34 protein-coding genes and 1 pseudogene are annotated in these 25128 nt (G+C 70.3%); 9 read left to right on the top strand and 26 right to left on the bottom strand.

Annotated elements, in window-relative coordinates:
- Position 1: 1 nt before the first annotated feature.
- From ACWGIF_RS06395 to ACWGIF_RS06305, 19 genes are all read right to left on the bottom strand, one after another.
- Positions 2-679 carry a zinc finger domain-containing protein gene (locus tag ACWGIF_RS06395; RefSeq protein ID WP_453491872.1) on the bottom strand — a complete coding sequence of 226 codons (678 nt, stop codon included), beginning with the start codon at positions 677-679 and terminating at the stop codon, positions 2-4.
- The gene (locus ACWGIF_RS06390; protein ID WP_453491869.1) at positions 676-1623 is read right to left on the bottom strand and encodes a mucin-2; all 948 of its coding nucleotides are present in this window, start codon (positions 1621-1623) and stop codon (positions 676-678) included. The genes ACWGIF_RS06395 and ACWGIF_RS06390 overlap by 4 nt, the downstream gene beginning before the upstream one ends.
- Positions 1624-1722: 99 nt before the next feature.
- Positions 1723-2157, bottom strand: coding sequence for a hypothetical protein (locus ACWGIF_RS06385; protein WP_453491866.1), 435 nt, complete (start codon positions 2155-2157; stop codon positions 1723-1725).
- Positions 2157-2384, bottom strand: a complete 228-nt coding sequence (locus tag ACWGIF_RS06380) for a hypothetical protein (RefSeq protein WP_453491863.1) — start codon at positions 2382-2384, stop codon at positions 2157-2159. The genes ACWGIF_RS06385 and ACWGIF_RS06380 overlap by 1 nt, the downstream gene beginning before the upstream one ends.
- Positions 2381-2962, bottom strand: a complete 582-nt coding sequence (locus ACWGIF_RS06375; RefSeq protein ID WP_453491860.1) for a WhiB family transcriptional regulator — start codon at positions 2960-2962, stop codon at positions 2381-2383. Before ACWGIF_RS06375 ends, ACWGIF_RS06380 begins: the two co-directional genes overlap by 4 nt.
- A complete protein-coding gene (locus ACWGIF_RS06370) occupies positions 2959-3621 on the bottom strand; it encodes a class I SAM-dependent methyltransferase (RefSeq protein WP_453491857.1) in 663 nt (220 codons plus the stop codon). The genes ACWGIF_RS06375 and ACWGIF_RS06370 overlap by 4 nt, the downstream gene beginning before the upstream one ends.
- On the bottom strand, positions 3618-4202 hold the full coding sequence (locus ACWGIF_RS06365) for a hypothetical protein (protein ID WP_453491854.1): 585 nt from the start codon (positions 4200-4202) through the stop codon (positions 3618-3620). Before ACWGIF_RS06365 ends, ACWGIF_RS06370 begins: the two co-directional genes overlap by 4 nt.
- The gene (locus ACWGIF_RS06360; protein ID WP_453491851.1) at positions 4199-4570 is read right to left on the bottom strand and encodes a hypothetical protein; all 372 of its coding nucleotides are present in this window, start codon (positions 4568-4570) and stop codon (positions 4199-4201) included. Before ACWGIF_RS06360 ends, ACWGIF_RS06365 begins: the two co-directional genes overlap by 4 nt.
- A complete protein-coding gene (locus ACWGIF_RS06355) occupies positions 4570-5274 on the bottom strand; it encodes an exonuclease domain-containing protein (RefSeq protein WP_453491848.1) in 705 nt (234 codons plus the stop codon). The genes ACWGIF_RS06360 and ACWGIF_RS06355 overlap by 1 nt, the downstream gene beginning before the upstream one ends.
- Positions 5271-5717: a hypothetical protein gene (locus ACWGIF_RS06350; RefSeq protein ID WP_453491845.1), complete on the bottom strand. Its 447-nt coding sequence runs from the start codon at positions 5715-5717 to the stop codon at positions 5271-5273. The genes ACWGIF_RS06355 and ACWGIF_RS06350 overlap by 4 nt, the downstream gene beginning before the upstream one ends.
- A gap of 77 nt (positions 5718-5794) precedes the next feature.
- Complete coding sequence (locus ACWGIF_RS06345) at positions 5795-6793, bottom strand: recombination directionality factor (protein WP_453491842.1); 999 nt, start codon at positions 6791-6793, stop codon at positions 5795-5797.
- 1 nt (position 6794) lies between these two features.
- The gene (locus ACWGIF_RS06340) at positions 6795-7616 is read right to left on the bottom strand and encodes a hypothetical protein (RefSeq protein ID WP_453491839.1); all 822 of its coding nucleotides are present in this window, start codon (positions 7614-7616) and stop codon (positions 6795-6797) included.
- Positions 7613-7873: a hypothetical protein gene (locus ACWGIF_RS06335; protein ID WP_453491836.1), complete on the bottom strand. Its 261-nt coding sequence runs from the start codon at positions 7871-7873 to the stop codon at positions 7613-7615. Before ACWGIF_RS06335 ends, ACWGIF_RS06340 begins: the two co-directional genes overlap by 4 nt.
- Positions 7873-8109 carry a hypothetical protein gene (locus ACWGIF_RS06330; protein WP_453491833.1) on the bottom strand — a complete coding sequence of 79 codons (237 nt, stop codon included), beginning with the start codon at positions 8107-8109 and terminating at the stop codon, positions 7873-7875. Before ACWGIF_RS06330 ends, ACWGIF_RS06335 begins: the two co-directional genes overlap by 1 nt.
- Positions 8106-8423, bottom strand: a complete 318-nt coding sequence (locus ACWGIF_RS06325) for a hypothetical protein (protein WP_453491830.1) — start codon at positions 8421-8423, stop codon at positions 8106-8108. Before ACWGIF_RS06325 ends, ACWGIF_RS06330 begins: the two co-directional genes overlap by 4 nt.
- Positions 8416-9027: a hypothetical protein gene (locus ACWGIF_RS06320; RefSeq protein WP_453491827.1), complete on the bottom strand. Its 612-nt coding sequence runs from the start codon at positions 9025-9027 to the stop codon at positions 8416-8418. Before ACWGIF_RS06320 ends, ACWGIF_RS06325 begins: the two co-directional genes overlap by 8 nt.
- Positions 9024-9359: a hypothetical protein gene (locus tag ACWGIF_RS06315; protein WP_453491824.1), complete on the bottom strand. Its 336-nt coding sequence runs from the start codon at positions 9357-9359 to the stop codon at positions 9024-9026. The genes ACWGIF_RS06320 and ACWGIF_RS06315 overlap by 4 nt, the downstream gene beginning before the upstream one ends.
- 80 nt (positions 9360-9439) lie before the next feature.
- Positions 9440-9601, bottom strand: a complete 162-nt coding sequence (locus tag ACWGIF_RS06310) for a hypothetical protein (RefSeq protein ID WP_453491821.1) — start codon at positions 9599-9601, stop codon at positions 9440-9442.
- Positions 9598-9936 carry a helix-turn-helix domain-containing protein gene (locus ACWGIF_RS06305; RefSeq protein ID WP_453491818.1) on the bottom strand — a complete coding sequence of 113 codons (339 nt, stop codon included), beginning with the start codon at positions 9934-9936 and terminating at the stop codon, positions 9598-9600. Before ACWGIF_RS06305 ends, ACWGIF_RS06310 begins: the two co-directional genes overlap by 4 nt.
- A gap of 239 nt (positions 9937-10175) precedes the next feature.
- On the opposite strand from ACWGIF_RS06305, the gene ACWGIF_RS06300 reads away from it, so the two are divergent.
- Together ACWGIF_RS06300 and ACWGIF_RS06295 are read left to right on the top strand one after the other, a co-directional pair.
- A complete protein-coding gene (locus tag ACWGIF_RS06300) occupies positions 10176-10619 on the top strand; it encodes a hypothetical protein (RefSeq protein WP_453491815.1) in 444 nt (147 codons plus the stop codon).
- 214 nt (positions 10620-10833) lie between these two features.
- A complete protein-coding gene (locus tag ACWGIF_RS06295; protein ID WP_453491812.1) occupies positions 10834-11028 on the top strand; it encodes a hypothetical protein in 195 nt (64 codons plus the stop codon).
- Between the two features lie 2 nt (positions 11029-11030).
- On the opposite strand, the gene ACWGIF_RS06290 is transcribed toward ACWGIF_RS06295, so the two are convergent.
- Complete coding sequence (locus tag ACWGIF_RS06290) at positions 11031-12509, bottom strand: recombinase family protein (protein ID WP_453491809.1); 1479 nt, start codon at positions 12507-12509, stop codon at positions 11031-11033.
- Positions 12510-12547: 38 nt separating this feature from the next.
- On the opposite strand from ACWGIF_RS06290, the pseudogene ACWGIF_RS06285 reads away from it, so the two are divergent.
- A pseudogene (locus tag ACWGIF_RS06285) lies at positions 12548-12853 on the top strand (IMP dehydrogenase); the annotation flags it as partial.
- A gap of 75 nt (positions 12854-12928) precedes the next feature.
- Here ACWGIF_RS06285 and ACWGIF_RS06280 read toward each other — a convergent pair.
- Complete coding sequence (locus tag ACWGIF_RS06280) at positions 12929-14473, bottom strand: S8 family serine peptidase (RefSeq protein ID WP_453491806.1); 1545 nt, start codon at positions 14471-14473, stop codon at positions 12929-12931.
- Positions 14474-14729: 256 nt separating this feature from the next.
- Between ACWGIF_RS06280 and ACWGIF_RS06275 the strand changes: the two genes are divergently transcribed.
- From ACWGIF_RS06275 to moaA, 3 genes are all read left to right on the top strand, one after another.
- Positions 14730-15098, top strand: a complete 369-nt coding sequence (locus ACWGIF_RS06275; RefSeq protein WP_453491803.1) for a DUF485 domain-containing protein — start codon at positions 14730-14732, stop codon at positions 15096-15098.
- Complete coding sequence (locus tag ACWGIF_RS06270) at positions 15095-16723, top strand: solute symporter family protein (RefSeq protein ID WP_453491800.1); 1629 nt, start codon at positions 15095-15097, stop codon at positions 16721-16723. Before ACWGIF_RS06275 ends, ACWGIF_RS06270 begins: the two co-directional genes overlap by 4 nt.
- Before the next feature lie 177 nt (positions 16724-16900).
- The gene (gene moaA, locus ACWGIF_RS06265) at positions 16901-17890 is read left to right on the top strand and encodes a GTP 3',8-cyclase MoaA (RefSeq protein ID WP_453491798.1); all 990 of its coding nucleotides are present in this window, start codon (positions 16901-16903) and stop codon (positions 17888-17890) included.
- A 6-nt stretch (positions 17891-17896) separates the two neighbouring features.
- Here moaA and ACWGIF_RS06260 read toward each other — a convergent pair whose 3' ends face one another.
- Together ACWGIF_RS06260 and ACWGIF_RS06255 are read right to left on the bottom strand one after the other, a co-directional pair.
- Positions 17897-18148, bottom strand: coding sequence for a hypothetical protein (locus ACWGIF_RS06260; RefSeq protein ID WP_453491795.1), 252 nt, complete (start codon positions 18146-18148; stop codon positions 17897-17899).
- Between the two features lie 136 nt (positions 18149-18284).
- Positions 18285-18626 carry a DUF3099 domain-containing protein gene (locus ACWGIF_RS06255; protein ID WP_453491792.1) on the bottom strand — a complete coding sequence of 114 codons (342 nt, stop codon included), beginning with the start codon at positions 18624-18626 and terminating at the stop codon, positions 18285-18287.
- A 174-nt stretch (positions 18627-18800) separates the two neighbouring features.
- Between ACWGIF_RS06255 and ACWGIF_RS06250 the strand changes: the two genes are divergently transcribed.
- Positions 18801-19079, top strand: coding sequence for a GlsB/YeaQ/YmgE family stress response membrane protein (locus tag ACWGIF_RS06250; RefSeq protein WP_453491789.1), 279 nt, complete (start codon positions 18801-18803; stop codon positions 19077-19079).
- An 82-nt stretch (positions 19080-19161) separates the two neighbouring features.
- Here ACWGIF_RS06250 and tyrS read toward each other — a convergent pair whose 3' ends face one another.
- The 3 genes from tyrS to ACWGIF_RS06235 all read right to left on the bottom strand — a co-directional run bounded on the left by tyrS (position 19162) and on the right by ACWGIF_RS06235 (position 23464).
- The gene (gene tyrS / locus ACWGIF_RS06245; RefSeq protein ID WP_453491786.1) at positions 19162-20436 is read right to left on the bottom strand and encodes a tyrosine--tRNA ligase; all 1275 of its coding nucleotides are present in this window, start codon (positions 20434-20436) and stop codon (positions 19162-19164) included.
- A gap of 65 nt (positions 20437-20501) precedes the next feature.
- Positions 20502-21905 carry a metallopeptidase TldD-related protein gene (locus ACWGIF_RS06240; protein ID WP_453491783.1) on the bottom strand — a complete coding sequence of 468 codons (1404 nt, stop codon included), beginning with the start codon at positions 21903-21905 and terminating at the stop codon, positions 20502-20504.
- Complete coding sequence (locus tag ACWGIF_RS06235) at positions 21902-23464, bottom strand: TldD/PmbA family protein (RefSeq protein WP_453491780.1); 1563 nt, start codon at positions 23462-23464, stop codon at positions 21902-21904. The genes ACWGIF_RS06240 and ACWGIF_RS06235 overlap by 4 nt, the downstream gene beginning before the upstream one ends.
- 145 nt (positions 23465-23609) lie before the next feature.
- Here ACWGIF_RS06235 and fabG point away from each other — a divergent pair, with 145 nt between their 5' ends.
- Both fabG and fabI read left to right on the top strand, forming a co-directional pair.
- Positions 23610-24329 carry a 3-oxoacyl-[acyl-carrier-protein] reductase gene (fabG, locus tag ACWGIF_RS06230; RefSeq protein ID WP_453491777.1) on the top strand — a complete coding sequence of 240 codons (720 nt, stop codon included), beginning with the start codon at positions 23610-23612 and terminating at the stop codon, positions 24327-24329.
- 5 nt (positions 24330-24334) lie between these two features.
- Positions 24335-25105, top strand: coding sequence for an enoyl-ACP reductase FabI (fabI, locus tag ACWGIF_RS06225; RefSeq protein WP_314249208.1), 771 nt, complete (start codon positions 24335-24337; stop codon positions 25103-25105).
- The last annotated feature ends 23 nt before the right edge of the window (positions 25106-25128 follow it).

Raw genomic sequence — 25128 nt, 5'->3', positions numbered from 1 at the left:
TTCAGGCGGCGGTGCGTGCGGCATCGGTGCGCGAGGGGTGTGGGGCGCGGGTGCCCTGCCGTTTGCTCTCGGGGTCGCGGCCGGGAGCGGTACGGCGGCCGCGGCAGGGCTTGCCTATGGCGGCGTCACACCAGGGGCAGGAGACGCTCAGCGGGTCGGGCTGGCCCGCCCGTATCGCGCGTTCGCGTTCGGCCTTCTGCGGGCGGTACGCGGCCATCTGCTGGCGGACGTGGTCGGGTATGTACTGGCCGATGGCGTCGAGGCGTTCCTGTACGTCGGCGGGTACGGCGTCGGTGCCGGTGATGGCCTTCGACGGGATCGGCTCGGCCTGGCCCATGATCACGGCGTGGCGTTCGGTGCGGAGGGTGCGCATGAAGCCGGCGACGTCGTCGGGGTCGAGTTCGGGGTAGCGGGTGGGTTCGAGGGTGCCGGTGTGGCGGTTCATGCGGTCGCGGACGTGGGCGCGCCATCGTCCGGCGATGTCGGAGGGCTTGATGGGGAAGGGGCTTTCGGCGTAGTGCTGGCCGACGGCCCACATGGCGAACTCGGCGGGGACGTCGGCGAGGACGCCGGCCCAGAGCGCGGCGAGGCCTTGGAGCTCCTGGCGGTCCTCGGGGAGGATCCGGGGGTCGGCGTAGGAGACCTGTTTGAGGAGCTGGGGGATCTGCTCGGGGTTCACTGGGCGCCTCCTGCTCGGAGTTGGGCGGAGAGTTCGTCGAGGTAGTCGCGGGATGCGTTGCGGCGGGCGGCGGCCGGGCTGGGCGGCTGCTGGCGTACGACGGGGAGCCGGGTCACCCCGGGCCCGGGGTCGGGGTCGGAGGCAGGTTCCAGGCCTTCCCAGTCGTCGATCCAGGCGGTGGCGCGGCCGGGGACGCCGCGGTAGCTGGCGTTGCTGACGGCCATGGAGACCATGAGTGGGATGCCGATGCGGTCGCGGACTTGGCGGACGCGTTCGATCTGGGAGGGCTGGAGGTTCCAGCTGACTCCGCGGATGCCGGCGTCGGAGATCGCGCGCTTGAGGTCGCCGAGGGTGTCGTAGGCGCGGGTGTCGGGAGCTGCTGCCACTCCACTTCCGTAGGAAGTGGAGTGGCTAGGCGTGGCTGTGGCATGGGGGGTCGCACCACCCTCAAGGCCCGTGCGCTGTGACGAGTCCTTCTGACCTGCGGTGGAGTCCGGAAAGTGGGATGCGTTTCGTTCGCGATTCGCGTCCGGTTCGTCGTCGATTCGCGTGCGATTCGCATCCGATTCGCCTTCGGATCGCGCGCCCTTCCTGCTCTCGCGGTGCTTCGCGGCCCGCTCGGCAGCCCCCTTCCGGGATGCCTCGACCTGCTCCCGGGTGGAGTTGCGGCCGCCCTCGAAGAAGTCGTGGACGACGTATCCGGCGGCGGGCTGCGGGCAGCGGGGGCAGTCGTGGCCGGGCTCGTGCCACAGGCCGACGGCGACGAGCTTGCGGGCCTGCGGCGGGGTGCCGTATGCCTTGGCGACGGCGGCGGGTACGTGCCCCTCGGTGAGGTGTTGGGCGGAGTACGCCCCGCAGCGCAGCCACAGACCGAGCGCCGCGTTCCCGGCCGCCATGAACTTGGGGTGGCTGTGGGACGCGTCATCGATCTTGAACCAGGGCATCGGGTCGGTCTCCGTTCGGTGGAGCGGGTGCGGGTGGTGAGTGCCCGCCCGGGGCGTCGACCCCCGGGCGCCGGCCTGGCTACCGGACGGGCGGGAGGGTCAGGGCTGGCTGGTGGTGGCGAGGCGGTGAAGGTCTGCGGCGTTGGCCAGGAGTTCGCAGACGGACTCGGTGAAGGCCTCGGGCCCGGCGTCCAGTGCTGCCCGGTAGAGGGCGGGCACGGTGTCGCGGTCGTTGTTGGCGTAGGCGACGAGGAAGCGGACGGCGAACGTCTTGGCCGGGCTGGCGTCCATGCCGCCGGGCTTGAGTTCCTGGAGCGCCCACATGTCGCCGCGGGCCAGGTCGGGTGTCTCCCCGGTGACCATCCGCATGGCGCGGGTGCCGACTTCCGCGAAGGCGCAGCAGGCCGCGTACATGTGGAACGGGTTGCCGGTGTTGCCGAGCTGGTCGAGGGCTTCACAGACACGGTCAGCGTCTCCGACGACTGCGAACGCCATGGCGTCCATGGTCAGACGGGTGTGGTCGTCTCGGTCCATCAGAGCTGTCCGTTCTGGTAGGCGGCGGCCGTGCGGTCGGTGCGCTGCTGGAGGGCTTTCTCGGCGCAGACCTTGTCCGCGGGGAGGTTGTCGTCGTCCCGGAGAAACGTCGGCTGTCGGCAGTACCGGCAGGGGGCTTGTGTGCGGGCCCAGTGGCGGCGGTCGGACCAGTCGAGGAGCTGTCCAGCGGCCGGGGGAGGGGCTCGGCGCGGGCGGCGGCCGGTCACGCGGTCTGCCTGAAGCGGTACCGGTTGGCGGCGTCACGCATGACCTCGTCGGTGAGGTGCTCGGCCGCGACGCACCCGCCAAGGCCGCACGCGGTCCGGAGGATCCCTTCCGGCTCCCGGTTCGTCGACACGGCCCACGCAAGCTGTGCCCCGGTGTACTGGCGGCCCTCGAAGGTGATGTAGGAGGTGTTCACCGTCCAGCGGACGTGGCCGTCGTCGAGGGCCTCCGTGCGGCGGAGGTACTGGTCGAGGAGGGTGGGCGGCTCGGGAACCTTGCGGCGTTGGCGCTTGTAGCGGGCGGCGCGTTCCTGGGGGGTGAGGCCGCCGCGGACGCCGGCGCGGGCTCGCTCGTCGTCGGCGCGCTCGGTGGCCATGGCGTCGTCGAGGCACGCCAGCCGGACGGGGCAGCGGTCGCAGACCCGCTTGGCGGCAACGACGCTGGCGATGTACTCAGGGCCGTAGTCCTGGCGGGGGAGGAACAGGGCGGCGCGGCCGAGGCAGGCGGCGTCGTCTCGCCAGTGGTAGGCGCGGTGGGTGGTCTTGGGGGCGAGGTGCGGGTTGAGGGGCAGGACATTCATCGGGTCACCACCTGGAGCTGTGCGGCGAGCTGCTCGCCGAGGAACTGCGTGTAGGCGGGCGGGATGGCCTCGGTGAGTTCCTCGTGGCTGTCCGTCCAGTCGATGCCGAGTGCGGCCTGCATCTCGGGCACGGTGGCCTTGCCGCCGCCCTTGCCGTACACGGCGAGGTAGTCGCCCGGGTAGTAGGTGCCGTGGCGCCAGCCGCGGACCCGCCCGCGGTGCTTGGTGTGCGGGGGTGCCATGGGGGTCCAGCCGTGGACCTCGAACCGGCGGTGGCGCAGGATCGGCAGCCCGAACTGTGTGCCGCACAGGACCACGTCGGCGCGGGCCTCCGGGTTTTCGATGACGTACGGCCGGTCCGTGGCCAACATGGCTTCCCGCCCGGCGGGGAGGAGGTTGTCGTAGGTGTCGCGCAGGTGGGCGTTGGTGCCCTTGGTGATGGCGGCGCCGTACTGGCAGGGCCACGAGGCGTGGATGGCGTCGTACTCGTGGCCGTGGGCGAGGACGTAGGCGACGGCGTCGGCCTGGACGAACTTGTACGGGTAGTTGGGGCGGGGGACGATGTCGACGCCGGTGACGTCGAACCCGGCGCGGTCGTAGCCGCGTCCGGCGCCGCCTGCGCAGCAGCACAGGTCGAGGAGCGTCGGGCGGCGGGTCACAGGGCACCCCCGGACAGAAGCTCGGGCCAGGCGCAGCCAGCCAGCGCACGCCGGTGCGACTGAGGCACCGACTTGAGGGGCTGGCCAAGCCAGTCGTACCCGGCGGCCATGGCGGCGTAGGCGTCGGCCTCGTCGTCCTTGGCCGGGCCGTCGGTGGCTTGCCCGTACCGCTCGGCGATGGCGGCCCGGACGCCGTCCTTGGACGCGCGGCCGTTTCCGGTCGCGTAGACCTTGAGGCACGACGGGGGCATCACGCCGTAGGGGATGTGATGCCGGTAGCAGTATTGGCGGACGATGACGCGGAGCCCGGCGAGGTCTTCGGGGTTGCGGGGGCCGATGTGGCCGAAGCTGGGGCCCTCCATTACGACGAGGTCAGCGGCCTTGATGTAGTCGGCGATTTCGATCTGGAGGATTCGGATGCGGGCGTCGCCGCGGGTCTTGGTGCGGACGTGGGCGGTCCAGCCGTCTCCGGCGATGCCGGTGGACGTCAGGGACAGGTCCAGGCCGACGACGAGGGGGCGGTTGGTGCCCGCGGCCGGGAGGGTGGGCATCCCGGCCGCGGGGGTTACGGTGAGGCTCACGCGGCCACCTCGACGAGGGTGGGGATCCCGCTGTTGGCGGCGGTGAGGATCTCGACCTGCGCGTGCAGGCCCTTGTGGGCGGCCCGCAGGTCGTGCAGCTGGCGGCGCAGCTCGGCGGTCTGAGCGTCGTCGACGACACCGGCGCGGAGCTGGTCGATCGTCCGGGCCCGCCGGTTCAGCTCCTTCTCCAGGTAGCCGATCCTGTCGATGGCACTGCTGTTGCCGCTGCGCATGAGCTTGATGACGTCTCGCTCGGTCGCGGCGAGCTTGTCCTCCAGCTCGTGGATGCGGGCGTCCTTCGCCACGATCACGTCCTGGGCTTTGGCCTGGTCGCCGCGGAATGCCTTGATGAGGTCTCGGGGTCGCATCACTGGTCTCCGTCCTGCTGGTGGGGAATCAAGGGCCACTCGCCGCGGACCACGGCGGCCGGGTCCTTCTTGCGGAGGTGTTCCTGGTAGTTGGCGGCCCACTCGGCCGACCAGCCGATCTGCTGCTGGTGCAGCTCGGCCAGCGACGTCGCCCGGATTCCCCAGTGCCTGTTGGCGAGGGACCAGGCGACCCGGCAGCCCGCGATGGCATCCGCGTCCGCGGTGTGGGCCTCGCCGATCCGGACGCCGTAGTGCGCACAGAGGTCGGTCAGCCGGCGCTTGCCCTTGCGGTACTTGTCGACGGTCCGGTCGATCACCAGCGGGTCGATGACCGGGAACCCGGTGGGGAGCGGGGCCAGCCCGTGACGGCGGGCCTCGCGGTCGAGCATCGTCAGATCGAAGGAGGCGTTCATCGCGACGACCGGGACACCGGCCGCAATGACCTGCCCGAGCGCGGCGAGGACGTCGGCGACGACCTCGGCGGCCGGGCGGCCCTCGGCGCGGGCCCGCGCGGTGCTGATCCCGTGGACCTTCTCCGCCTCGGCGGGGATCTCGATCCCGGGGTCGGCGAGCCACGTTGCGGAGTCGGTGGGCTGGCCGCCGCCGCACTGCACGACGCACGCGGTGACGATGCGGTCGTTCTCGACGTCCAGGCCCGAACTTTCGATGTCGAAGCCGGCCAGACGGCCCAGGTGCCAGCTCATGCTGCACTCCTTCCGGGGAGGAACCGGCCAGTGACCACGTCGCGGACGCTGCCGCTGTACGCCGAGGGGCGCCGGTTCTTCGACTGCGTGGACCAGTTCGCCCACCGGCAGTTCTCCGGCGCGTACGGACCGTCGTTGTCGATGCGGTCGAGGCTCATCCCGGCGGGCCGCTCGCCCATGTCAGCGAGGAAGTTGGCGAAGTCCCGCCAGCGCTCGCAGACGGTGATGCCGCGGCCGCCGTAGCTAGCCCAGCGCGGGTGTGTGGAGTTCTTGCAGCGGTTGATCATGTCGGCCCACGTCATGTAGATCGACGTGCCGCTGTGGCCGTGGGTGGTGTTGCGGGCGGTGAGCTGCTCGGCTCGGAAGCATCCGCATGAGCGGGTCTTGCCCCACTGCCCGAGCTGGACGGAGTGGTCGCGGCCGCAGTCGCATCGGCACTGCACGCGAGGCTCGCCCGGGTTCCGCTGAACGACTACGACGAGGCGCCCATACCGCTCCCCGACGGGAATGATCCGAGGCCTCATGAGCGGGCCCCCGATCCGGGAGCGGCGACCGCCGGCCAGCTGGACGACTCGTCGTCGTCCTCGACGACCTCGACCGGGTAGACGCCGTCCTCGTCCGGGCCGACCTCGCTGGTGGTGGTCGCCTCGGCGTCCTTCTCCTCGGCGATGGCCACGAGCCGCTTCGACAGCGTGTCGTCCATGTGCCCGGCAGCCTTGGCCTTGCGCCACACGTCCCGGACGTCGTCGGAGCCGAGGGCGGCCTCGGCCTCGGCCACGTAGTCGGGGCGCGGGGCTTCGATCGCGGCGACCGCCCGGGACCCGGTCGGGTCCAACGCCAGCGCGGTGGAGATCGGCCCGGCGAGGGCCTGCCGCGGGGTGATCCCGCGCAGCTCCACCACGACGACCGGGAACTTCTTCGTCTGCCCGTCCCGGATAACCTGCCGGGGCTCGATCCGCAGCGTCACCGGGACGAACCCGCGGCCGTCGGTGCCGGCGAGGACCATGTCGACCATGCCGCCCCACTCCGACGCGGCGTAGAAGCTGTGGGTCTCGGCCCGCCACATGCCCATTCCGGACAAGTCCGGGAGCATCACGTTCAGCCGGGACGTGGCCGCACACACACGGCCCTTGGGCTGCTGGTGCCAGTCCTCGCCGAACTGTGCGGCGCACACGCACGCCTTGCGGCTCAGGAGCTCGGTGGTGCCGTCACAGCGGCGCTGGCAGCCGCCCGCGGACCACATCTCGTTGTACTGATTCAGCGGGTCACCCGGGGTGATCAGGGCCTCGATCGCTGAGGCCTTGGTGATGACCCGCCACTGCTCGATGGTCGAGTTGAGCGGCTTCCACGACTCCGGGGTGCCGCCCCACAGCTCGGCGGCGGTACGGACGTGCTCCTCGGAGTGGGAGGTGATGACCCAGGTCGCGGACCGCATGGGCCGGTTGCCCTGGGTGTAGCCGGTGCGGAGGCGGCCGTGCTCGGCGGCCCGGCGCTGAATGTTGAGGAGGCGGGAGCCCATCTCAGGCCGCCTTTCGGGTGGGCGCCGTCGAGGGCGACAGCGCGGCGTATGAGGAGGGCGCGGCGTGGAGCCAGCGGGTCGCTTCGAGGGCGCCGCGGAATGCGCGGTGGGCGGTCCGGTCGGCGGGCATCGGGACGAGCGCGTGGCTGTTGCGGCGCAGGTTCAGGACGCCGGCCCGTTGGACCTTGGGCATCGGGGCGTCGGTGTCGTCGGGGAGGAGGACCGTCTCCGCGTACCGCAGCGCGGCGAGCTGGAGCGTGTTCTCCGGGTAGACGGACTTCGCGGGCCGGGTCGCCGACGTCTTGAAGTCGATCAACCACAGCTCCAGCGCCCGGCCGGGCCCGGTCGGCAGCCAGATCAGCAGGTCTGCCGTCCCTGCGTAGCCGAGCCGTCGGTGCAGGCACGTGATCTCGGTGGCCTCGATGTGCTTGTCGAGGTCGACGCCCCAGCCGTCCAGCCACAGTTCGAGCTGGGTGACGTAGGGCATCACCTCCAGGTCGGCCGGGACCGGAGCGCCAAGAAGACGGAGCTCGGCGGCCTTGTGGATGCGGTTGCCGAGGTCGGCGGCCTGCTCCTTCACCTCTCGGTGGACGGCCTTGATCTCCTTGACCACTGCGGTGCGTTCGTAGACGAGGCGGAGCGTGAGGGCCGGCAGGTTGGCGAGGACGTACTCGACGGTGAGCTTCACGGCCCACGGGATGAGCGCCTGCTTGGCGATGGCGGTGCCGAGGACGTTGGTAACGGAGACGAGGTCGGGGCCCCCGGCGGGGTCGCTGTAGTAGCGACCCCGCTCGGTGTCCCGCGCGTGGCGGGGGTTGGTCATGCTTCCCCCTCGATCACGAACACCGGCTGCGTCGTGTCACCGATGGCGGTCCGCCAGTCATTGATGTGGTCGCCGTCCCCGATGTACGGGTCGGCGAGCCGAGCAGCCGTTGCGGCGGCGAGCGAGAGCGTGGCGTGGACCTGAGCCAGATCGGCACACTCGCGGCGGGTGAGGCCGTCGATCGGAGCCACGTCCATGACGTTCTGTGCGCCAGCGAGGAGCCGTTCAGCCTCGCGGTAGTGCTCGGGCCCGGTCATCACGCCGCGCTCCGTTCCTCGACGGCGGGGGCCGGCGCGGGCAGGTAGGCCCGGCGGCCCTCCGCGTGGACCGCGGCCAGCAGGCCGCGGCGGGACAGCCCGCGCAGGTCCTTCCGGGCGGTGTTGCGGCCCGACGTCGGCCACGGCGACCCGGCGAGCAGCAGCTCCGCCTCGTGCGTGGTGACCGGGTGGCCGGTCTGCTGTACGGCGGCGAGCAGCCACTCCCGGCGCGTCACGATGCCCTCCGGTCCTGCTGGCCGGGGATGCTGCGCTCCTGGCCGAGGCGGTTCAGCTGGGCGGCGACCGAGCAGGCCTGCCGGCCGGTCAGCGCGACCTTGGTGGCGATGCGCGCGACGAGCTTCGCGTGCAGCTCCTCGAAGGCGAGGCCGTCGGCGGTGTCCAGCTCCATGAACTCGTCGAGGAACTCGTCCTGGAGGAGTTCGAGGAGGTCGTGCACGTTGGCCGAGACCAGCGGGGACGCGTCGAGCGTCACCAGCAGCGGGGTGGCCTCGACGTAGAGCGGGCCGCGGGCGGGCTTCGGGTCAGGCATGGGGCACCTCGGGGAGGTCGTGGCCGAGCCGGTAGGTGTGGTGCAGCGGGGAGTCGTGCGGGTCCTCCAGCGGGCGCACGGCACCGCGGCGGACCTTGTCGGCCATGCGCTCCAGCACCTCGGCCTGCGCCGCGTGCTCGCGGCTACGGGTCGACCGGTACTCGCGGGCCTTCTTGCCGAGCCACGCGACGATCTGCGCGTCGCGGTCGGCGACGAGGGTGCTGCGCTCGGCCTCCAGCTCGGCCACCCGGGCCCGCAGCCGGGCGTTCTCCTCGACCAGCCGGGCCGCCACCGTCGCCGGGTGGTGCTCCGCGCACGGCTCGGACTCCACCGGCTGGTTGCAGTCGGCGCAGCACTCGCCGCCCGGCGGGAGCTCCGCGTCCCAATACGTGCGGGACTCCTCGTAGTACCGGGTCCGCCACTGAGCCCGGTCCTGGACCAGCCGGGACAGCTCGGCGGCCGTCTCCGGGGACTGGAGCAGCTGCGCGGAACCGAGCGCGAACACGATGGTGGACACCAGGTCGTAGGAGGCGTCCTTCGAAGCCTCAGCCGCGTGCGCAGTCTTCAGCGCCAGCAGCTCCGTCGGGGTCGGCGAGTGCGTCATGCCGCCACCGCCGACAGGCCGGGCGCCAGCTCGATGCCGTACCCAGCCAGCTTGATCTCGATCCCCTGGAACACCGCGTTCGCCGCGAGCCAGGTGCTGCCGGCGTACGCCGTCAGGTCGATGGCCTCGGCGGGGACCACCAGGGCGGTGCGCCACTGCTCGAACCCGTGGGGCGTGGTGAGCTGGAAGTGGATCGTCGGGGTGCCCTCGAAGGTGTGGATGGTGACGTACGGCGTGGGGAGGCCGGCGTACATCTCGGTGAGGGAGACCAGCGCGGTTGCGGCGGCGGCGAGGCCTGCGGGCGGGGCTGTCGGGCTACTCTGGTGGTTCATGGTGTTCCTCGATTCGTTGGGTTGAGGAATGCCGGGGTCGTTCCGGATAGCCGTCCGGGCGGCCCCGTTTTTTCTTTGGGTCAGGCGGCCAGCGGCAGGGCCGGCAGGCTCGCGACGCCGGGCCGGAACAGTCCGCGGATGCGGGCTTCCTGCTCGGGGGTCAGCGGCGGTGCGGCGGCCACGACGGCGGCGATGTGCGCCTCGTACGGCGACAGCGGCTGGTCGGGCTCGGCGCTGTTCATCCGGCGACCCGGACGACGGATACCGGGGTCTCGCTGTGGGGGACCGGTACGGATCGGCCCGCCGGGGTGAAGAGGATCAGCGTGTCGACGCCGATGACACGAGCTACGGCGTGAGCGGTGCTGGCTACGACGCACGCTTTTGCGCCACTGGCCAAAGCGCCGATGGTGGTGCTGGAGCAGCCGGCCTGGCGGGCGAGTTCGCGGATCGTGATGCTCTGGCCGGTGCCGGTGCGGGTCATGAGCAACTTGAGCAGCTCGCGGTTGAGCAGCCGATATACGGGCTCGCTCGGAGACATGTCCACCTCCTTGGTCTTGTTGTCCACCGAGGTGGACACGAGAAGCATGGCACGGGGTGGACAGCTTGTCCACCCTCGTGGACAAGGCCGATATGTCGACTCTCTAATGTGCTCGTTCCGGTCAAAAATCCCGGGCGGTATGGCGCTCTAGGCCGCCACCGTGGACACTCTGTCCATGCTGGAGGGCACCTCTGCCCACACCACCAGCGCGTTTGCAGACCAACTCACGCTGGCAACAGGGACACCTACCGGCACAGCGCCCACTGGGGAGTGGCAAGATGACCGTCATGGTCGAGGACAACAACGCGCGCACGCCCGCTCGGACGGACCTGTCCGACCTGCTGCGTGATCGCCGAGTGGAGCTACGTCGTTCCCTCCGGCAGGTCGAGGAGCGTACGGGCCTCCGTGAAGACGGCACGCCGGTCATTAAGCGTTCCACGCTCGACAACCTTGAGAAGGCCGTCCCTCGCATGTCCTGGACGCCGCGCCTTCCCGAGCTCCAGGCGCTTGCGCGAGCGTACGAGCTCCCCCTGGCGCGCGTACAGGACGCAGCCGGCGCCCAGTTCATGGGGATCGACTCGGTGTGGAGTAGCTCCGGCCGGGCCCGCGCACTGGTTCAGAACGCGGAGAAGCTCACCCCCCGGCAGCTGGAGCTGCTGGAAGAACTTGCCGAAACGTTCGCAAATGAGGGACCTGATGGGACATCAGTTACTCAGGAGTGAACAGTTTCGATTTGTAGCAGTTATGCGCAGCGTGTAGTCCGCCACTAACTGAGATGGCATGCTGGGCTTTCCGCCTGGGGGGCGTGAGGTCAGCTAGCCTGGCATCTGACGTGCGATCGAACATGTGATCGAACGGGCGATGCACCCAACGCTGGGGGTTGTGATGGCAGACGACGAGGTCTGTAAGACGGATATGCCTCTGGCATGTGTACCGATGGTGCGAGACTCCCGCGTCCCCGACGGCATGGCCGCAGTCCTCCTCCAGGCCGACGACGGCCGCCTATGCCTCGCAGTACACCCTCACGAGGTCAGCCAAAAGGCCGTAGACGAGTACAACCGCGCCATGGAACACGTCGGCCGCCACGGCATCGGCAGCGAGGCCCCCGCACGCCCCCACCCGGCCGTGTAGCCCTACTTCCAGCGGATATCGATCCGCTCCACGTCCATCTCCACACCCTTCGGCATGCGGCCTCGCCGCGCCGGGAGAATCCACACCTCCATGAGGGCATCGACCACAGACCGCTTCCGCGACAGGTCGATGCCCTCCCACTCAGCCGCCACATCCGCCGCGCCCACCAGCCCCACCAGCGGATTCGTCACCGACGCCATCGCGAGCAGCTCCTCAGCCTTCCGCTTCCGCTCCCGCGCCTTCGCCGACGCCGCCCGATACTCCGCCTTGTCCATCTCGCCGTCACCGAACAGTTCGGCCAGCTCCTTCAGCCGCTCCCGCGCCGCCGTCAGCTCGGCGTCCGCCGCCTGAAGGTCGACCGGATCGTCCTGTCGGCGAGCAAGCAGGTGCACGGCGTCCTTCCGCGACAGCCGGCCGACCACCACCCGCGTGACGTAGTCGTCGAGCGGCTCGGCCCGTCGTGTCACGTGGCCGCCCCCCGAACAGCGGTACGCCGCAACATGCGTGTGCCCCGCCCCCGTGCCGGACGTCGAACATCGCGCGGGCAACCCGCACTCGGCGTCCCCGACCCGGGCCCCGCACCGGAAGAGGCCGGAGCCAAGCCACCGGCGCGCGTTGCTCGCCGCGGTCAACCGGGCTGGGTCCTTCAGCTTCGTGACGACCCCCCGCCACACCGGCTCCGGGATGATCGCAGGCCACGCGGCCGCCCCCACTTCCTGGCCGTGGTGGGCGAGGAGACCTGCGTTGCGGTGGCGCAACAGCAAAGTCCGCAGCTCACTGGCCGACCAGTCACGCGATTCAGGCTCGCCCCTCGTCCCGTCCTCCTGCCGGTACCGGCGCGGCACAGTCCGGACCCCGGCGGCCTGCCACTCCCGGGCGATGGACTTCATGGACGCGCCCGCGAGGACGGCCTCGGCAGCCTCGCGCAAGTGCCGGGCCTCGGACTCCCGGATCGTCAGCCCGTCGGCCTCATACCCGAACGGGCGCGGCCCGCCCCGGTAGCCGCCCGCGGCAAGGGTCTGCGCCTTTGCGTCCCTGACGCGCTCGCCGATCTCCTCGGACTCGTACTGGGAGTCGATCGCGGCCCGGCGTGCGTCGCGTCGGCCCTCGGCGGTGGTGAGGTCGTAGCGGCCTTGCTTGATGGTCTCGACGTGGATGCCGCGCTCGGTGATGAGGTCGAAGAAGTCGAACGCGTCGCCGATCCGCCGATAGAGCCGCTTTGGTGTCAGGGCGAGGACGGCGTCGGCCATGCCGGCGTTGAGCATGGCGAGCATCTGCTGGTACTTGGGGCGCTTCTTGCCGCTGTACGCGCTGAGGTCGTTCTCGACGAACACGGCTACGACGTCCCAGCCGTGTTTCGCGGCGCGGGCCCGGCACGCTTCCTCTTGGCGGGCGACGCCGGCGCCGCGGCCCTCTCGGTCGTCGCTGATGCGACAGTAGATGATGACGCGGAGGCGCTTGCCGTCGTGTTGGGTCCCCATGGCTGTGAAGTGTAGGGCCCCTGAAGCGTCTTGGTGGAGGGTTTGTCCAGTCCATGCGCACCGCCGTGAACATCACCCGCGACGGCGGGGCCGTCGGCTACGTCGGCGTCCCGCACGGCAGCGGCACCGGCCTCGACCTCGGTGTGATGTTCGACCGCAACATCACCCTGCGCGGCGGCGTGGCCCCGGTGCGGGCCTACATCCCGGAGCTGCTGGAGGACGTGCTCAGCGGCGCGATCGACCCGTCGCCGGTCTTCGACCGGGCCGTGTCCCTCGACGAGGTCCCGGACGGCTACCGCGCGATGGACGACCGCAGCGCGCTCAAGGTGCTGATCAAGCCCTGACCGGATGAACGGACGGGGCGGACGGGGCGGGCGGGGTGATCCCCGCCCGCCCCGTCCGTTTCACGGTTCCCGCTGTTACTTCACGGCCTTGAGCGCGTCGACCACGCCGTAGCCGTAGTAGCCCGTCTGGCCCCACTTGGCCTCGCAGGTGGTGGCGTCGATCATGGTGCCCGCGGCGTCGTAGATCTGCGTCGGGCAGGCCGCCTTCGTGGACTGGGCCTTCAGCATCGCCTGGAGCTGCGCCGGCGTGGCCGACGGGTGGGCGCTCTTGAGCAGCGCCGCGACGCCGGCGACGTGCGGTGCGGCCATCGAGGTGCCCTGCTTGTAGCCGTAGCCCCCGCCCAGGACGGTGGACAGCACGCGCCCGTTGGCGTCGGGGGTGGCCGGGACCTGCCACTTGTCGCCGCCGGGCGCGGCGACGTCAACGACCCCGAGGCCGTAGCTGGAGTAGTACGAGCGCAGGCCCTTGTCGCCGGTCGCCGAGACCGTGACCACGCCCGGCAGCTGCGTGGGCAGGTCCAGGCAGACGCGCGGGTCTATGGTGCGCGGCACCGGGGTGGTGTCGTTCGGGCTGGTGTCGTCGACGAGGGAGTCGGCCGCCAGGTCCTGATTGGAGTTGCCGGCCGAGGCCACGTGGAGCGTCCCCTTGCGCTCGGCGTACTTGGTGGCCCGGGCGATGGCCTCCACCAGTGCCTTCTGGTCGTCGTCCGTCTTGCAGTTGAAGAGCCAGGGGTCGACGTAGTAGCTGTTGTTGGTCACCTCGATCCCCTTCTCGGCGGCGAACATGAAGCCGCAGACGACCGCCTCGGTGTAGAAGAGGCTGGTCCCGGGCTCGCTCACCTTGATCGCGGCGATCTTCACGCCGGGCGCGACGCCGCTGATGCCGAGGCCGTTGCGCGGGGCCCCGATGGTGCCGGCCACGTGCGTGCCGTGGTCGCTGCCGTCGGCGTACGGGCGCCAGGCGCCCTCGGAGGTGTCCGCGACACCGCCGACGCAGTTGGCCGACTGGCCCTTGGAGAAGTTCGGGGCGAGATCGGGGTGGGTGTCGTCGACACCCGTGTCGATGATGCCCACCGTGACGTCCGGGCTGCCATCGTTGATCTTGTGAGCCTCGTCGGCCTTGATCGTCCGCAGGTCCCACTGGTTGGGCTCCAGCGGCTCCTGCCCGTCCTGGGCCTGCGCCGCGGCCTTGGCGGCGTCCGCCGCGCTCAGCTGCTGGGTCGCGCCCTCCTCGGTGGTCTGCACCGTCTGGAGCGGGGCCGTCCGGGTGGCGCCGACCGACACGAACAGGCCGCGCTGGGCTCGCAGCTGCTTGGCGAAGTCCGGGTTCTGGGAATGCGCGACGACGACGCCGATCTGCTCATAGGCCGTCACCACCGTTCCGCCGGCCCGCTCCACGGCCTTCTTCGCCGCCTGCATCGTGGCGTACGCGTTCAGGTTCGCCACATACGACAGCTTGGGGCCGGAGGTGTCGGGCTTCGAAGCCACCACCGTGTCCGTCGCGTTGCCCAGCGGGGCGGCGGAGGCCGCGACCGAGGGCAGGAAGGCGAGCGACGCGGTGAGCGCCACGCCGACCGGTACGGAGAGGGCACGCCGACGGCGGGGTCCCAGATGAGCCATGGGTTCTCCAGATCATCTTGAAAAAGCCGTCCTGACGCGGTCGCGTCGGACGGGTCCATGACAAGTGAACCTAGTGCCGCCGTTCCCCTCTACGCCATCAGTTCGAGAAATCAGTTTCCGAAGAATCCACGGGTGTTGAACCGTCCCGGCGCGCCGGCCGTGCCGTTGACAGGGGGGATCAGCACCGCCGTCCCCCCACACGGAGGTTGTTTTGTCCGTCGTCCCCACCGCATCCGCGTCACAAGGAGATTCCCCCGTGACCACCGAAGCAGCGCCGCCGCCGCCCGGCAGCGCGGAAACGCCACTGGCGGGCCCCACGGCCGATGACTACGCGCGCGTCCAGCAGAGCCCGGAGTTCGCCGAACTGCGCCGCTCCTACCGGTCCTTCGCCTTCCCGCTCACCGTGGCCTTCATCGCCTGGTACCTGCTCTACGTCCTGCTGTCCAACTACGCGGGCGGCTTCATGGGGACCAAGCTCTTCGGCAACATCAACGTCGCCCTTGTGCTCGGCCTCGCCCAGTTCGCGACGACCTTCCTGATCGCCTGGCTGTACGCGCGGCACGCAGCCGCCCGGCTCGACCCCAAGGCAGAGGCCATCAAGGCGCGGATGGAGGCCGCGGAATGAGCGGTACGCACCACCTGACGACGGTCGCCGCAGGCGCCTCCGAGCACCGCCCGCTGATCATCACCCTGTTCGGACTGTTCGTCGTCGCCACCCTGATCATCACCATCTGGGCGGGCCGCCAGACCAAGGACGCCGCCGACTTCTACGCGGGCGGCCGCCAGTTCACCGGCTTCCAGAACGGCCTCGCCATCTCCGGCGACTACATGTCCGCCGCGTCCTTCCTCGGCATCGCCGGAGCCATCGCCCTCTTCGGCTACGACGGCTTCCTCTACTCGATCGGCTTCCTCGTCGCCTGGCTGGTCGCCCTGCTGCTCGTCGCCGAGCCGCTGCGCAACTCCGGCCGCTACACGATGGGTGACGTCCTCGCGTACCGGATGCGCCAGCGGCCCGTCCGCACCGCCGCCGGCACCTCGACCATCGTGGTCTCGATCTTCTACCTGCTCGCCCAGATGGCCGGCGCCGGCGTGCTCGTCTCCCTGCTCCTGGGCATCACCAGCGACGGCGGCAAGGTGGCCGTCGTCGCGCTGGTCGGCGTCCTGATGATCGTCTACGTGACCATCGGCGGCATGAAGGGCACCACCTGGGTCCAGATGATCAAGGCGGTCCTGCTGATCGCGGGTGCCCTTCTGATCACCTTCCTGGTACTGGTGAAGTTCAACTTCAACATCTCCGACCTGCTGGGCAAGGCCGCCGAGAACAGCGGACAGGGGGCGAAATTCCTCGAGCCCGGCCTCAAGTACGGCAAGGACTCCACGTCGAAGCTGGACTTCATCTCGCTCGGCATCGCCCTCGTCCTCGGCACCGCCGGCCTGCCGCACATCCTGATCCGCTTCTACACCGTGCCCACCGCCCAGGCCGCCCGCAAGTCCGTGAACTGGGCCATCGGCATCATCGGCGCCTTCTACCTGATGACCATCGCCCTCGGGTTCGGGGCCGCGGCCCTGCTGGAGCGGGCCGACATCCTGGCCTCGAACAAGGCCGGCAACACCGCGGCGCCGCTGCTCGCCCAAGCCGTCGGCGGCGGCCCCGACTCCACCGGCGGCGCCATCCTGCTCGCCGTGATCTCCGCGGTCGCCTTCGCCACCATCCTCGCCGTGGTCGCGGGCCTGACCCTCGCCTCCTCCTCGTCCTTCGCGCACGACCTGTACGTGAACGTGATCCGCAGGGGCAAGGCAACAGAGAAGGAGGAGGTGCGCGCCGCCCGCTGGTCCACGGTCGTCATCGGAGCCGTCGCCATCGGCCTGGGCGCCCTCGCCCGCGACCTGAACGTGGCCGGCCTGGTCGCGCTCGCCTTCGCGGTCGCCGCCTCCGCCAACCTGCCCACGATCCTCTACAGCCTCTTCTGGAAGCGTTTCACCACCCAGGGGGCGCTCTGGTCCATCTACGGCGGTCTGATCTCGGCAGTCGGCCTGGTGCTGTTCTCGCCGGTCGTGTCCGGCAAGCCCACCTCGATGTTCAAGGACGCGGACTTCTACTGGTTCCCGCTGGAGAATCCGGGCATCATCTCGATCCCCCTCGGCTTCCTCCTGGGATGGCTGGGAACCGTCCTGTCGAAGGAGAAGGCCGACCCCCAGAAGTTCGCCGAGCTGGAGGTCCGCTCCCTCACCGGTACAGGGGCGCACTGACATCGTCCGAACACCCAGCGTGGCCGCGTCGTAGGTCCCTACGACGCGGCCCCGTTACGTCTCGTTCATTTGGGCACGTCTATATGACACACGCGTCGCGTAGGCTCGAAATAGAACGCGTGACGTAGATCCATGCCGCGCGCACCCTACAGATCCGGACAGGGGAGTGGGCCCACAGTGCTTCTCGACACCTACGGCCGCGTGGCCACCGACCTGCGCGTCTCCCTCACCGACCGGTGCAACCTCCGCTGCACCTACTGCATGCCGGAAGAGGGACTGCAGTGGCTCGGCAAGTCCGACCTGCTCAGTGACGACGAGATCGTCCGGCTGATCCGCATCGCGGTCACCCGGCTCGGCATCACCGAGGTCCGCTTCACCGGCGGCGAGCCGCTGCTGCGTCCCGGCCTCGTCGGGATCGTCGAGCGGTGCGCGGCCCTGGAGCCCCGCCCGAAGATGTCCCTCACCACCAACGGCATCGGCCTCAAGCGCACCGCACAGGCGCTCAAGGCCGCCGGCCTGGACCGGGTGAACGTCTCCCTGGACACCCTGCGGCCTGAAGTCTTCAAGACCCTCACCCGCCGCGACCGGCACCACGACGTCATCGACGGCATGGCCGCGGCCCGCGAGGCCGGCCTGACCCCCGTCAAGGTCAATGCCGTGCTCATGCCCGGCCTCAACGACGACGAGGCCCCCGACCTGCTCGCCTGGGCCGTGGAGAACGAGTACGAGCTCCGCTTCATCGAGCAGATGCCGCTCGACGCCCAGCACGGCTGGAAGCGCGACGGCATGATCACCGCCGGGGACATCCTGGAATCCCTGCGCACCCGCTTCACGCTCACCGAGGAAGGCGCCGACGAGCGTGGCTCCGCCCCCGCCGAGCGCTGGGTGGTCGACGGCGGCCCCGCCACCGTCGGCGTCATCGCATCCGTCACCCGCCCGTTCTGCTCGGCCTGCGACCGTACCCGGCTCACGGCCGACGGCCAGGTCCGTACGTGCCTCTTCGCCACCGAGGAGTCGGACCTGCGCGCAGCCCTGCGCTCGGGCGCCCCGGACGAGGAGATCGCCCGGCTGTGGGAGGTCGCGATGTGGGGCAAGAAGGCCGGGTCCGGTCTCGACGACCCGTCCTTCATGCAGCCCGATCGCCCGATGTCCGCGATCGGCGGCTGAGCCGCCTCAGCGCAGGCGTTCCGAGCCCTCCGGCTGCACCCACTCGTCGAGCTTGACGACGTCCTTGAGGAAACCGCGGACCCCCAGGAATTGGGAGAGGTGTTCGCGGTGCTCCTCGCATGCCAGCCAGGTCTTGCGCCGCTCCGGCGTGTGCAGCGTCGGGTTGTTCCACGCCAGGACCCAGACGGCCGCGTCGCGGCAGCCCTTGGCGGAGCAGGTGGGGTTCGTGTCGGGGCCGGCGGAGTCAGAAGGAGTCACGGCCCAACCCTAGAACGGAATGGCGACGCCGAGCAGCCACGGGGGGAGCTGCCCGGCGTCGGTCCGTCGCTCCGACGGGGGATGCGGAGCGCGTGAGCAGTATGTCACGCAGGACCCGTTGGAGTGCACTGGAACTTCATGATTGATCTGAGCTTTTCTTGAGGTTTCCGGCGTCCAGTGCCGGCCGCACAGGAGCCGGGACGAAGTGCGAGGGCAGCGACGGCGTCGACTCGCGCCCCGCGTTGGCGATGACCACCGCCACGTACGGCAGCAGGGCTCCCGCGACGAGCGTCACGATGGCCACGGGGCGCTGCACGTTCCACAACAGCACGGTCGCGATGACCGAAAGAGTCCTGACGGCCATCGAGATCACGTATCGGCGCTGGCGGCCCCGGACGTCCTCGGCGAGTCCCATCCGCGCACCGGTGATTCGGAAGACCTCGGTCCCGTTCCGCTTCTGCCGCTTCTGCCGCTCCATGCTCCACCACCTGATCACCCGCCGGCCGCTCTCCGGCCCGGACCTCCCACGGTACGCGCCCCCTGGACGCGCGAGGAGAGGGGGACCCCTCCTGGCGCTGCCCGAAATGCGCTGTATGCCGGACGGGCCGAGACTGGCCCCACGTGCGCAGAACGCGCCAGGAGGAGGCTCGACATGTCTTGGTTGTGGGCGATCATCGTCGGTTTCGTGCTGGGGCTGATTGCCCGGGCCATCCTGCCGGGCAAGCAGCACCAGCCCCTCTGGCTGACCACCCTCTTCGGCATCGCCGGCGCGGTCCTCGGCAACGCCGTGGCCACCTGGATCGGCGTCGGCGAGACCAGGGGCATCGACTGGATCCGCCACCTGCTGCAGCTCGCCGGCGCGGTCGCCGTGGTCGCTCTCGGCGAGATGGTCTACGGGTCGATCAGGGGCCGCGGGCGCCGGACGACGTGAGGCACCCGGATCATGACGCAGGGGCCGGCCGGACCGAGTGTCCGAACCGGCCCCTGCGCCGTGTTCCGTGCCGCCCCGCGCGTCAGGCGCCGGTGACCTCGACCGCCGCCAGGTTCTTCTTGCCGCGGCGCAGCACCAGCCAGCGCCCGTGCAGCAGCTCCTCCTTGGCCGGGACCGCGTCCTCGGCGGTGACCTTCACGTTGTTCACGTAGGCACCGCCCTCCTTCACGGTCCGGCGGGCGGCCGACTTGCTCGCGACCAGACCCGTCTCAGCGAACAGGTCGACGACCAGGCCCAGGTCCGACGCCGCCACCTTGACGTGCGGCAGCTCGGACAGGGCCGCGGCCAGCGTGGCGTCGCTCAGCTCCGCCAGGTCGCCCTGGCCGAACAGCGCCTTCGAGGCCGCGATCACGGCGGCGCACTGGTCGGCGCCGTGCACGAGCGTGGTCAGCTCCTCCGCCAGCGCCCGCTGCGCGGCACGCGCCTGCGGCCGCTCGGCGGTCTGCGCCTCCAGCGCCTCCAGCTCCTCACGGGACTTGAAGGACAGGATCCGCATGTAGGTGGAGATGTCCCGGTCGTCCACGTTCAGCCAGAACTGGTAGAACGCGTACGGCGTGGTCATCTCCGGGTCGAGCCAGACGGCCCCGCTCTCGGACTTGCCGAACTTGGTGCCGTCCGCCTTGACCATCAGTGGTGTCGCCAGCGCGTGCACGACCGCACCCGGCTCCACCCGGTGGATCAGGTCGAGTCCGGCCGTCAGGTTGCCCCACTGGTCGGAGCCGCCCTGCTGGAGCACGCAGCCGTAGCGCCGGTACAGCTCCAGGAAGTCCATGCCCTGGAGCAGCTGGTAGCTGAACTCCGTGTAACTGATGCCCTGGTCGGAGTCCAGCCGCTTGGCGACGGAGTCCTTCGTCAGCATCTTGTTGACGCGGAAGTGCTTGCCGATGTCCCGGAGGAACTCGATGGCGGACATGCCCGCCGTCCAGTCCAGGTTGTTCACCATGAGCGCCGCGTTCTCGCCCTCGAAGGACAGGAAGGGCTCGATCTGGGTGCGCAGACGGGTCACCCAGCTCGCGATGGTCTCCGGGTCGTTCAGCGTCCGCTCGGCCGTCGGCCGAGGGTCACCGATCTGCCCGGTGGCCCCGCCGACCAGCGCCAGCGGCCGGTTCCCGGCCAGCTGGAGCCGGCGCACGGTGAGCACCTGCACCAGGTGCCCCACGTGCAGCGAGGCGGCCGTCGGGTCGAAGCCGCAATAGAACGTGACCGGACCGTCCGCGAAGGCCTTGCGCAGCGCTTCTTCGTCAGTGGACTGGGCGAAGAGCCCACGCCACTTCAGTTCGTCGACGATGTCCGTCACGGTCTCTCGACTCCTTCGGATGATCGGAATTGCAACACTTCGTTGCAACGATCAGTCTAGGTGGGTCAGACGCCCTTGCTGACCGAACTCATGTTGAAATCGGGGATGCGCAGGGCGGGCATCGCGGCGCGGGTGAACCAGTCGCTCCATTCGCGCGGCAGGGTCTTCTCGGTCCGGCCTGCCTCCGAGGCCCGCGACAGCAGGTCCACGGGGGACTCGTTGAAGCGGAAGTTGTTGACCTCGCCGACGACCTCGCCGTTCTCCACCAGATAGACGCCGTCCCGGGTCAGGCCCGTGAGCAGCAGCGTCGCCGGGTCCACCTCGCGGATGTACCAGAGGCAGGTCAGCAGCAGACCCCGCTCGGTGTCCGCCACCATCTCCTCCAGCGACTTGTCACCGCCGCCGTCCAGGATCAGGTTGCCGAAACCGGGGGACAGCGGCATCCCGGTCGTGCCCGCCGTGTGCCGGGTCGTCATCAGCCGGGCCAGCTCGCCGTCGCGGATCCACTCCGTGGGCGGGACCGGAAGGCCATTGTCGAAGACCGAGGCGTCGTCGCTGGAGCTGTGCGCGATCACGAACGGCGGGCATTCCAGACCCGGTGCGTCCGGGTCGCTGCGCAGGGTCAGCGGGAGCCGGGACAGCTTCTCGCCGAGCCGGGTACCGCCGCCGGGCTTGGAGAAGACCGTACGGCCCTCCACCGCGTCCCGGGCCGTCGCGGACCACATCTGGTAGATCAGCAGGTCCGCCACGGCCGTCGGGGGCAGCAGGGTCTCGTACCGCCCGGCAGGCAGGTCGATCTTCCGCTCCGCCCAGCCGAGGCGCACGGCGAGCTCCGCGTCCAGCACGGTCGGGTCCACGTCCTTGAAGTCCCGGGTGGAGCGGCCGGCCCAGGCCGAGCGCTGGCGGTCCGGGGACTTGGCGTTGAGCTCCAGGGTGCCGTTGGGCTGGTCGTGGCGCAGCCGCAGGCCCGTCGAGGTGCCGACGTACGTGGAGACCAGCTCGTGGTTGGCGAAGCCGTACAGCTCCCGGCCACCCTCGCGGGCCCGGGCGAAGGCCTCGCCGAGCGCCGGCGCGAAGTCCGCGAACACCGCCGAGGTGGTCTCGGCCGGGGCGTCGGTGAAGCCCGCCGAGGCCGGGGTCCCGGTGACCAGCGGCTGGGCGTCCTCGGCGGGGCCCGCTCCGCGCGCGGCCGCCTCGGCGGCCCGCACCAGCGGCTCCAGGTCCGCCGCGGTGACGGCGGAGCGCGACACGACCCCCGAGGCCGTGCCCTCCTTGCCGTCGACCGTGGCGATGACCGTCAGGGTCCGGCCGCGGGTGACTCCGTTGGTGGTGAGCGCATTGCCCGCCCAGCGCAGATTGGCGGTGGACTCCTCGTCGGCGATGACGACGCAGCCGTCGGCGGTGGACAGCTCCAGCGCCCGCTCGACGATCTCGTGCGGCTTGCTGCGTCCGTTCGAAAGCGTGCTCATCGGCCGGCCTCCTGCGTGGTGTTCAAGATGTTCACGTCGCGGAACAGCGCGGACGGGCAGCCGTGCGAGACCGACGCGACCTGGCCGGGCTGGGCCTTGCCGCAGTTGAAGGCGCCGCCCAGGACGTAGGTCTGCGGACCGCCGACCTTCTCCATCGAGCCCCAGAACTCGGTGGTGGTGGCCTGGTACGCGACGTCGCGCAGCTGTCCGGCCAGCCTGCCGTTCTCGATCCGGAAGAAGCGCTGCCCGGTGAACTGGAAGTTGTAGCGCTGCATGTCGATCGACCAGGAGCGGTCGCCGACCACGTAGATCCCGCGCTCCACCCCGCCGATCAGATCCTCGGTGGACAGTCCGCCCGGATCCGGCTGCAGCGAGACGTTCGCCATCCGCTGGACGGGCACGTGCCCGGGGGAGTCGGCGAAGGCACAGCCGTTGGAGCGCCCGAGGCCGGTCAGCTTCGCGATCCGCCGGTCCAGCTGGTAGCCGACCAGGGTGCCGTCCTTGACCAGGTCCCAGCTCTGCCCCTCGACGCCCTCGTCGTCGAAGCCGACGGTGGCCAGCCCGTGCTCGGCGGTGCGGTCACCCGTGACGTTCATGATCGGGGAGCCGTACTTGAGCTTGCCCAGCTGGTCGAAGGTGGCGAAGGAGGTCCCCGCGTACGCCGCCTCGTAGCCCAGCGCCCGGTCGAGCTCGGTGGCGTGCCCGATGGACTCGTGGATGGTGAGCCACAGGTTGGACGGGTCCACGACCAGGTCGTAGCGCCCGGCCTGCACACTCGGCGCCCGCATCTTCTCGGCGAGCAGGCCGGGGATCTCGTCCAGCTCGGTGTTCCAGTCCCAGCCGGTGCCCGTCAGGTACTCCCAGCCGCGGCCGACGGGCGGGGCGATGGTGCGCATCGAGTCGAACTCGCCGGTGGCGCCGTCGACCGCGACCGCCGTGAGCTGCGGATGGATCCGCACCCGCTGCTGCGTGGTCGAGGTCCCCGCGGTGTCGGCGTAGAACTTGTTCTCCTGCACGGCGAGCAGCGAGGCGTCCACGTGCGCGACCCCGTCGGCCGCCAGCAGGCGCGCGCTCCAGTCGGCGAGCAGCGCCGCCTTCTCCGCGTCCGGCACCTCGAAGGGGTTCACGTCGTAGGCGGAGATCCAGGTCCGCTCGGCGTGCACCGGCTCGTCGGCGAGCTCCACCCGCTCGTCCGAGCCCGCGGCCTTGATCACCTGGGCTGACAGCTTCGCCATGGCCACGGCCTGCGAGGCCACCTTGGCGGCGCCGTCCATCGTCAGGTCCACCCCGGAGGCGAATCCCCAACTGCCCCCGTGCACCACCCGGACCGCGAGGCCGAGGTCGGTGGTGTCGGACCCGCCGGAGGGCTTGGCATCCCGCAGGCGCCAGGAGGCGCTGCGGACGCGCTCCAGCCGGAAGTCGGCATGCTCGGCGCCCAGCGCGCGCGCCCGGGCGAGCGCCGCGTCGGCGAGCGCCCGCAAGGGCAGCGCGGTGAAGGCCGCGTCGATGGAATGGGGCACGGAAGTCCTCCCGGGGTCGGGGACGGTCGCTCCGATCATGTCGCGATCGGGGCGCTTGTGCCTACATCTTTCTGTAGGGACTCGACAGAGCCTGTCGCGAGGCCCTGTCGGGGGTCGATTCTCCGTACGAGGGATGTGACCTATAGGTTTTTGGTATTCAGACCGCTAGCGAAAGGGTGATCCGTTGAGCCGCTCGGTTCTCGTCACCGGAGGAAACCGGGGCATCGGCCTCGCCATCGCCCGAGCCTTCGCGGAGGCCGGCGACAAGGTCGCGATCACGTACCGGTCGGGTGAGCCGCCGCAGGCGCTCACCTCGCTCGGTGTCCTGGCGGTGCGGTGCGACATCACCGACTCCGAGCAGGTGGAGCAGGCCTACAAGCAGATCGAGGACGCGCACGGCGCCGTCGAGGTGCTCGTGGCCAACGCCGGCATCACCAAGGACACGCTGCTGATGCGGATGTCCGAGGAGGACTTCGCCTCGGTCGTCGACACGAACCTCACCGGCACCTTCCGGGTGGTCAAGCGCGCGAACCGTGGCATGCTGCGTGCCAAGAAGGGCCGAGTGGTCCTGATCTCCTCGGTCGTCGGACTGCTCGGCTCGGCAGGGCAGGCGAACTACGCCGCCTCCAAGGCCGCGCTGGTCGGCTTCGCCCGCTCGCTCGCCCGTGAGCTGGGCTCCCGCAACATCACCTTCAACGTCGTCGCCCCCGGTTTCGTGGACACCGACATGACGAAGGTGCTCACCGACGAGCAGCGCGCGGGCATCGTGGGCCAGGTGCCGCTCGGCCGTTACGCGCAGCCCGAGGAGATCGCGGCAGCCGTGAGCTTCCTGGCGTCCGACGACGCCGCGTACATCACCGGAGCCGTCATTCCCGTTGACGGCGGATTGGGCATGGGTCACTGATCACCATGAGCGGAATTCTCGAGGGCAAGCGCATCCTCATCACGGGTGTGCTGATGGAGTCCTCCATCGCCTTCCACACGGCCAGGCTGGCCCAGGAGCAGGGCGCCGAGGTCATCCTCACCGCGTGGCCGCGCCCGTCGCTGACCGAGCGCATCGCCAAGAAGCTGCCCAAGCCGGTCAAGGTGATCGAGCTCGACGTCACCAACGACGAGCACCTGGCCCGCCTGGAGGGCCTCGTCCGCGACGAGCTCGGCGGCCTCGACGGCGTCGTGCACTCCATCGGCTTCGCCCCGCAGGACGCCCTCGGCGGCAACTTCCTGAACACGCCGTTCGAGTCGGTCGCCACCGCCATGCACGTCTCGGCGTTCTCGCTGAAGTCGCTGACCATGGCCTGCAAGCCGCTCTTCCCCGCGGAGGGCGCGGCCGTCGTCGGCCTCACCTTCGACGCGCAGTTCGCCTGGCCGCAGTACGACTGGATGGGCCCGGCCAAGGCCGCGCTGGAGGCCACCAGCCGCTACCTCGCCCGCGACCTGGGCAAGGAGAACATCCGCTGCAACCTGGTCTCGGCCGGTCCGATCGGTTCGATGGCCGCGAAGTCCATCCCGGGCTTCTCGGAGCTGGCGGACGTCTGGAACTCCCGCTCCATGCTGGAGTGGGACATGAGCGACCCGGAGCCGACGGGCAAGGGCGTCGTCGCCCTGCTGTCGGACTGGTTCCCGAAGACCACCGGCGAGATCGTCCACGTGGACGGCGGCCTGCACGCGATGGGTGCCTGATCTCCGATCGGTTCCCCTGCATC

Source organism: Streptomyces sp. NPDC054849 (assembly GCF_053610945.1).
This window is presented reverse-complemented; position numbering and strand designations above follow the sequence as displayed.

What these genes read in the sequence shown, in the direction of transcription:
- ACWGIF_RS06390 (WP_453491869.1), bottom strand. Translation starts at nt 1,623, where the DNA reads ATGCCCTGGTTCAAGATCGATGACGCGTCCCACAGCCACCCCAAGTTC.
- ACWGIF_RS06385 (WP_453491866.1), bottom strand. Translation starts at nt 2,157, where the DNA reads ATGGACCGAGACGACCACACCCGTCTGACCATGGACGCCATGGCGTTC.
- ACWGIF_RS06375 (WP_453491860.1), bottom strand. Translation starts at nt 2,962, where the DNA reads ATGAATGTCCTGCCCCTCAACCCGCACCTCGCCCCCAAGACCACCCAC.
- ACWGIF_RS06360 (WP_453491851.1), bottom strand. Translation starts at nt 4,570, where the DNA reads ATGCGACCCCGAGACCTCATCAAGGCATTCCGCGGCGACCAGGCCAAA.
- ACWGIF_RS06355 (WP_453491848.1), bottom strand. Translation starts at nt 5,274, where the DNA reads ATGAGCTGGCACCTGGGCCGTCTGGCCGGCTTCGACATCGAAAGTTCG.
- ACWGIF_RS06345 (WP_453491842.1), bottom strand. Translation starts at nt 6,793, where the DNA reads ATGGGCTCCCGCCTCCTCAACATTCAGCGCCGGGCCGCCGAGCACGGC.
- ACWGIF_RS06340 (WP_453491839.1), bottom strand. Translation starts at nt 7,616, where the DNA reads ATGACCAACCCCCGCCACGCGCGGGACACCGAGCGGGGTCGCTACTAC.
- ACWGIF_RS06335 (WP_453491836.1), bottom strand. Translation starts at nt 7,873, where the DNA reads ATGACCGGGCCCGAGCACTACCGCGAGGCTGAACGGCTCCTCGCTGGC.
- ACWGIF_RS06325 (WP_453491830.1), bottom strand. Translation starts at nt 8,423, where the DNA reads ATGCCTGACCCGAAGCCCGCCCGCGGCCCGCTCTACGTCGAGGCCACC.
- ACWGIF_RS06320 (WP_453491827.1), bottom strand. Translation starts at nt 9,027, where the DNA reads ATGACGCACTCGCCGACCCCGACGGAGCTGCTGGCGCTGAAGACTGCG.
- ACWGIF_RS06315 (WP_453491824.1), bottom strand. Translation starts at nt 9,359, where the DNA reads ATGAACCACCAGAGTAGCCCGACAGCCCCGCCCGCAGGCCTCGCCGCC.
- ACWGIF_RS06310 (WP_453491821.1), bottom strand. Translation starts at nt 9,601, where the DNA reads ATGAACAGCGCCGAGCCCGACCAGCCGCTGTCGCCGTACGAGGCGCAC.
- ACWGIF_RS06300 (WP_453491815.1), top strand. Translation starts at nt 10,176, where the DNA reads ATGACCGTCATGGTCGAGGACAACAACGCGCGCACGCCCGCTCGGACG.
- ACWGIF_RS06295 (WP_453491812.1), top strand. Translation starts at nt 10,834, where the DNA reads ATGGTGCGAGACTCCCGCGTCCCCGACGGCATGGCCGCAGTCCTCCTC.
- ACWGIF_RS06290 (WP_453491809.1), bottom strand. Translation starts at nt 12,509, where the DNA reads ATGGGGACCCAACACGACGGCAAGCGCCTCCGCGTCATCATCTACTGT.
- ACWGIF_RS06280 (WP_453491806.1), bottom strand. Translation starts at nt 14,473, where the DNA reads ATGGCTCATCTGGGACCCCGCCGTCGGCGTGCCCTCTCCGTACCGGTC.
- ACWGIF_RS06270 (WP_453491800.1), top strand. Translation starts at nt 15,095, where the DNA reads ATGAGCGGTACGCACCACCTGACGACGGTCGCCGCAGGCGCCTCCGAG.
- ACWGIF_RS06255 (WP_453491792.1), bottom strand. Translation starts at nt 18,626, where the DNA reads ATGGAGCGGCAGAAGCGGCAGAAGCGGAACGGGACCGAGGTCTTCCGA.
- ACWGIF_RS06250 (WP_453491789.1), top strand. Translation starts at nt 18,801, where the DNA reads ATGTCTTGGTTGTGGGCGATCATCGTCGGTTTCGTGCTGGGGCTGATT.
- ACWGIF_RS06240 (WP_453491783.1), bottom strand. Translation starts at nt 21,905, where the DNA reads ATGAGCACGCTTTCGAACGGACGCAGCAAGCCGCACGAGATCGTCGAG.
- ACWGIF_RS06235 (WP_453491780.1), bottom strand. Translation starts at nt 23,464, where the DNA reads ATGATCGGAGCGACCGTCCCCGACCCCGGGAGGACTTCCGTGCCCCAT.
- fabI (WP_314249208.1), top strand. Translation starts at nt 24,335, where the DNA reads ATGAGCGGAATTCTCGAGGGCAAGCGCATCCTCATCACGGGTGTGCTG.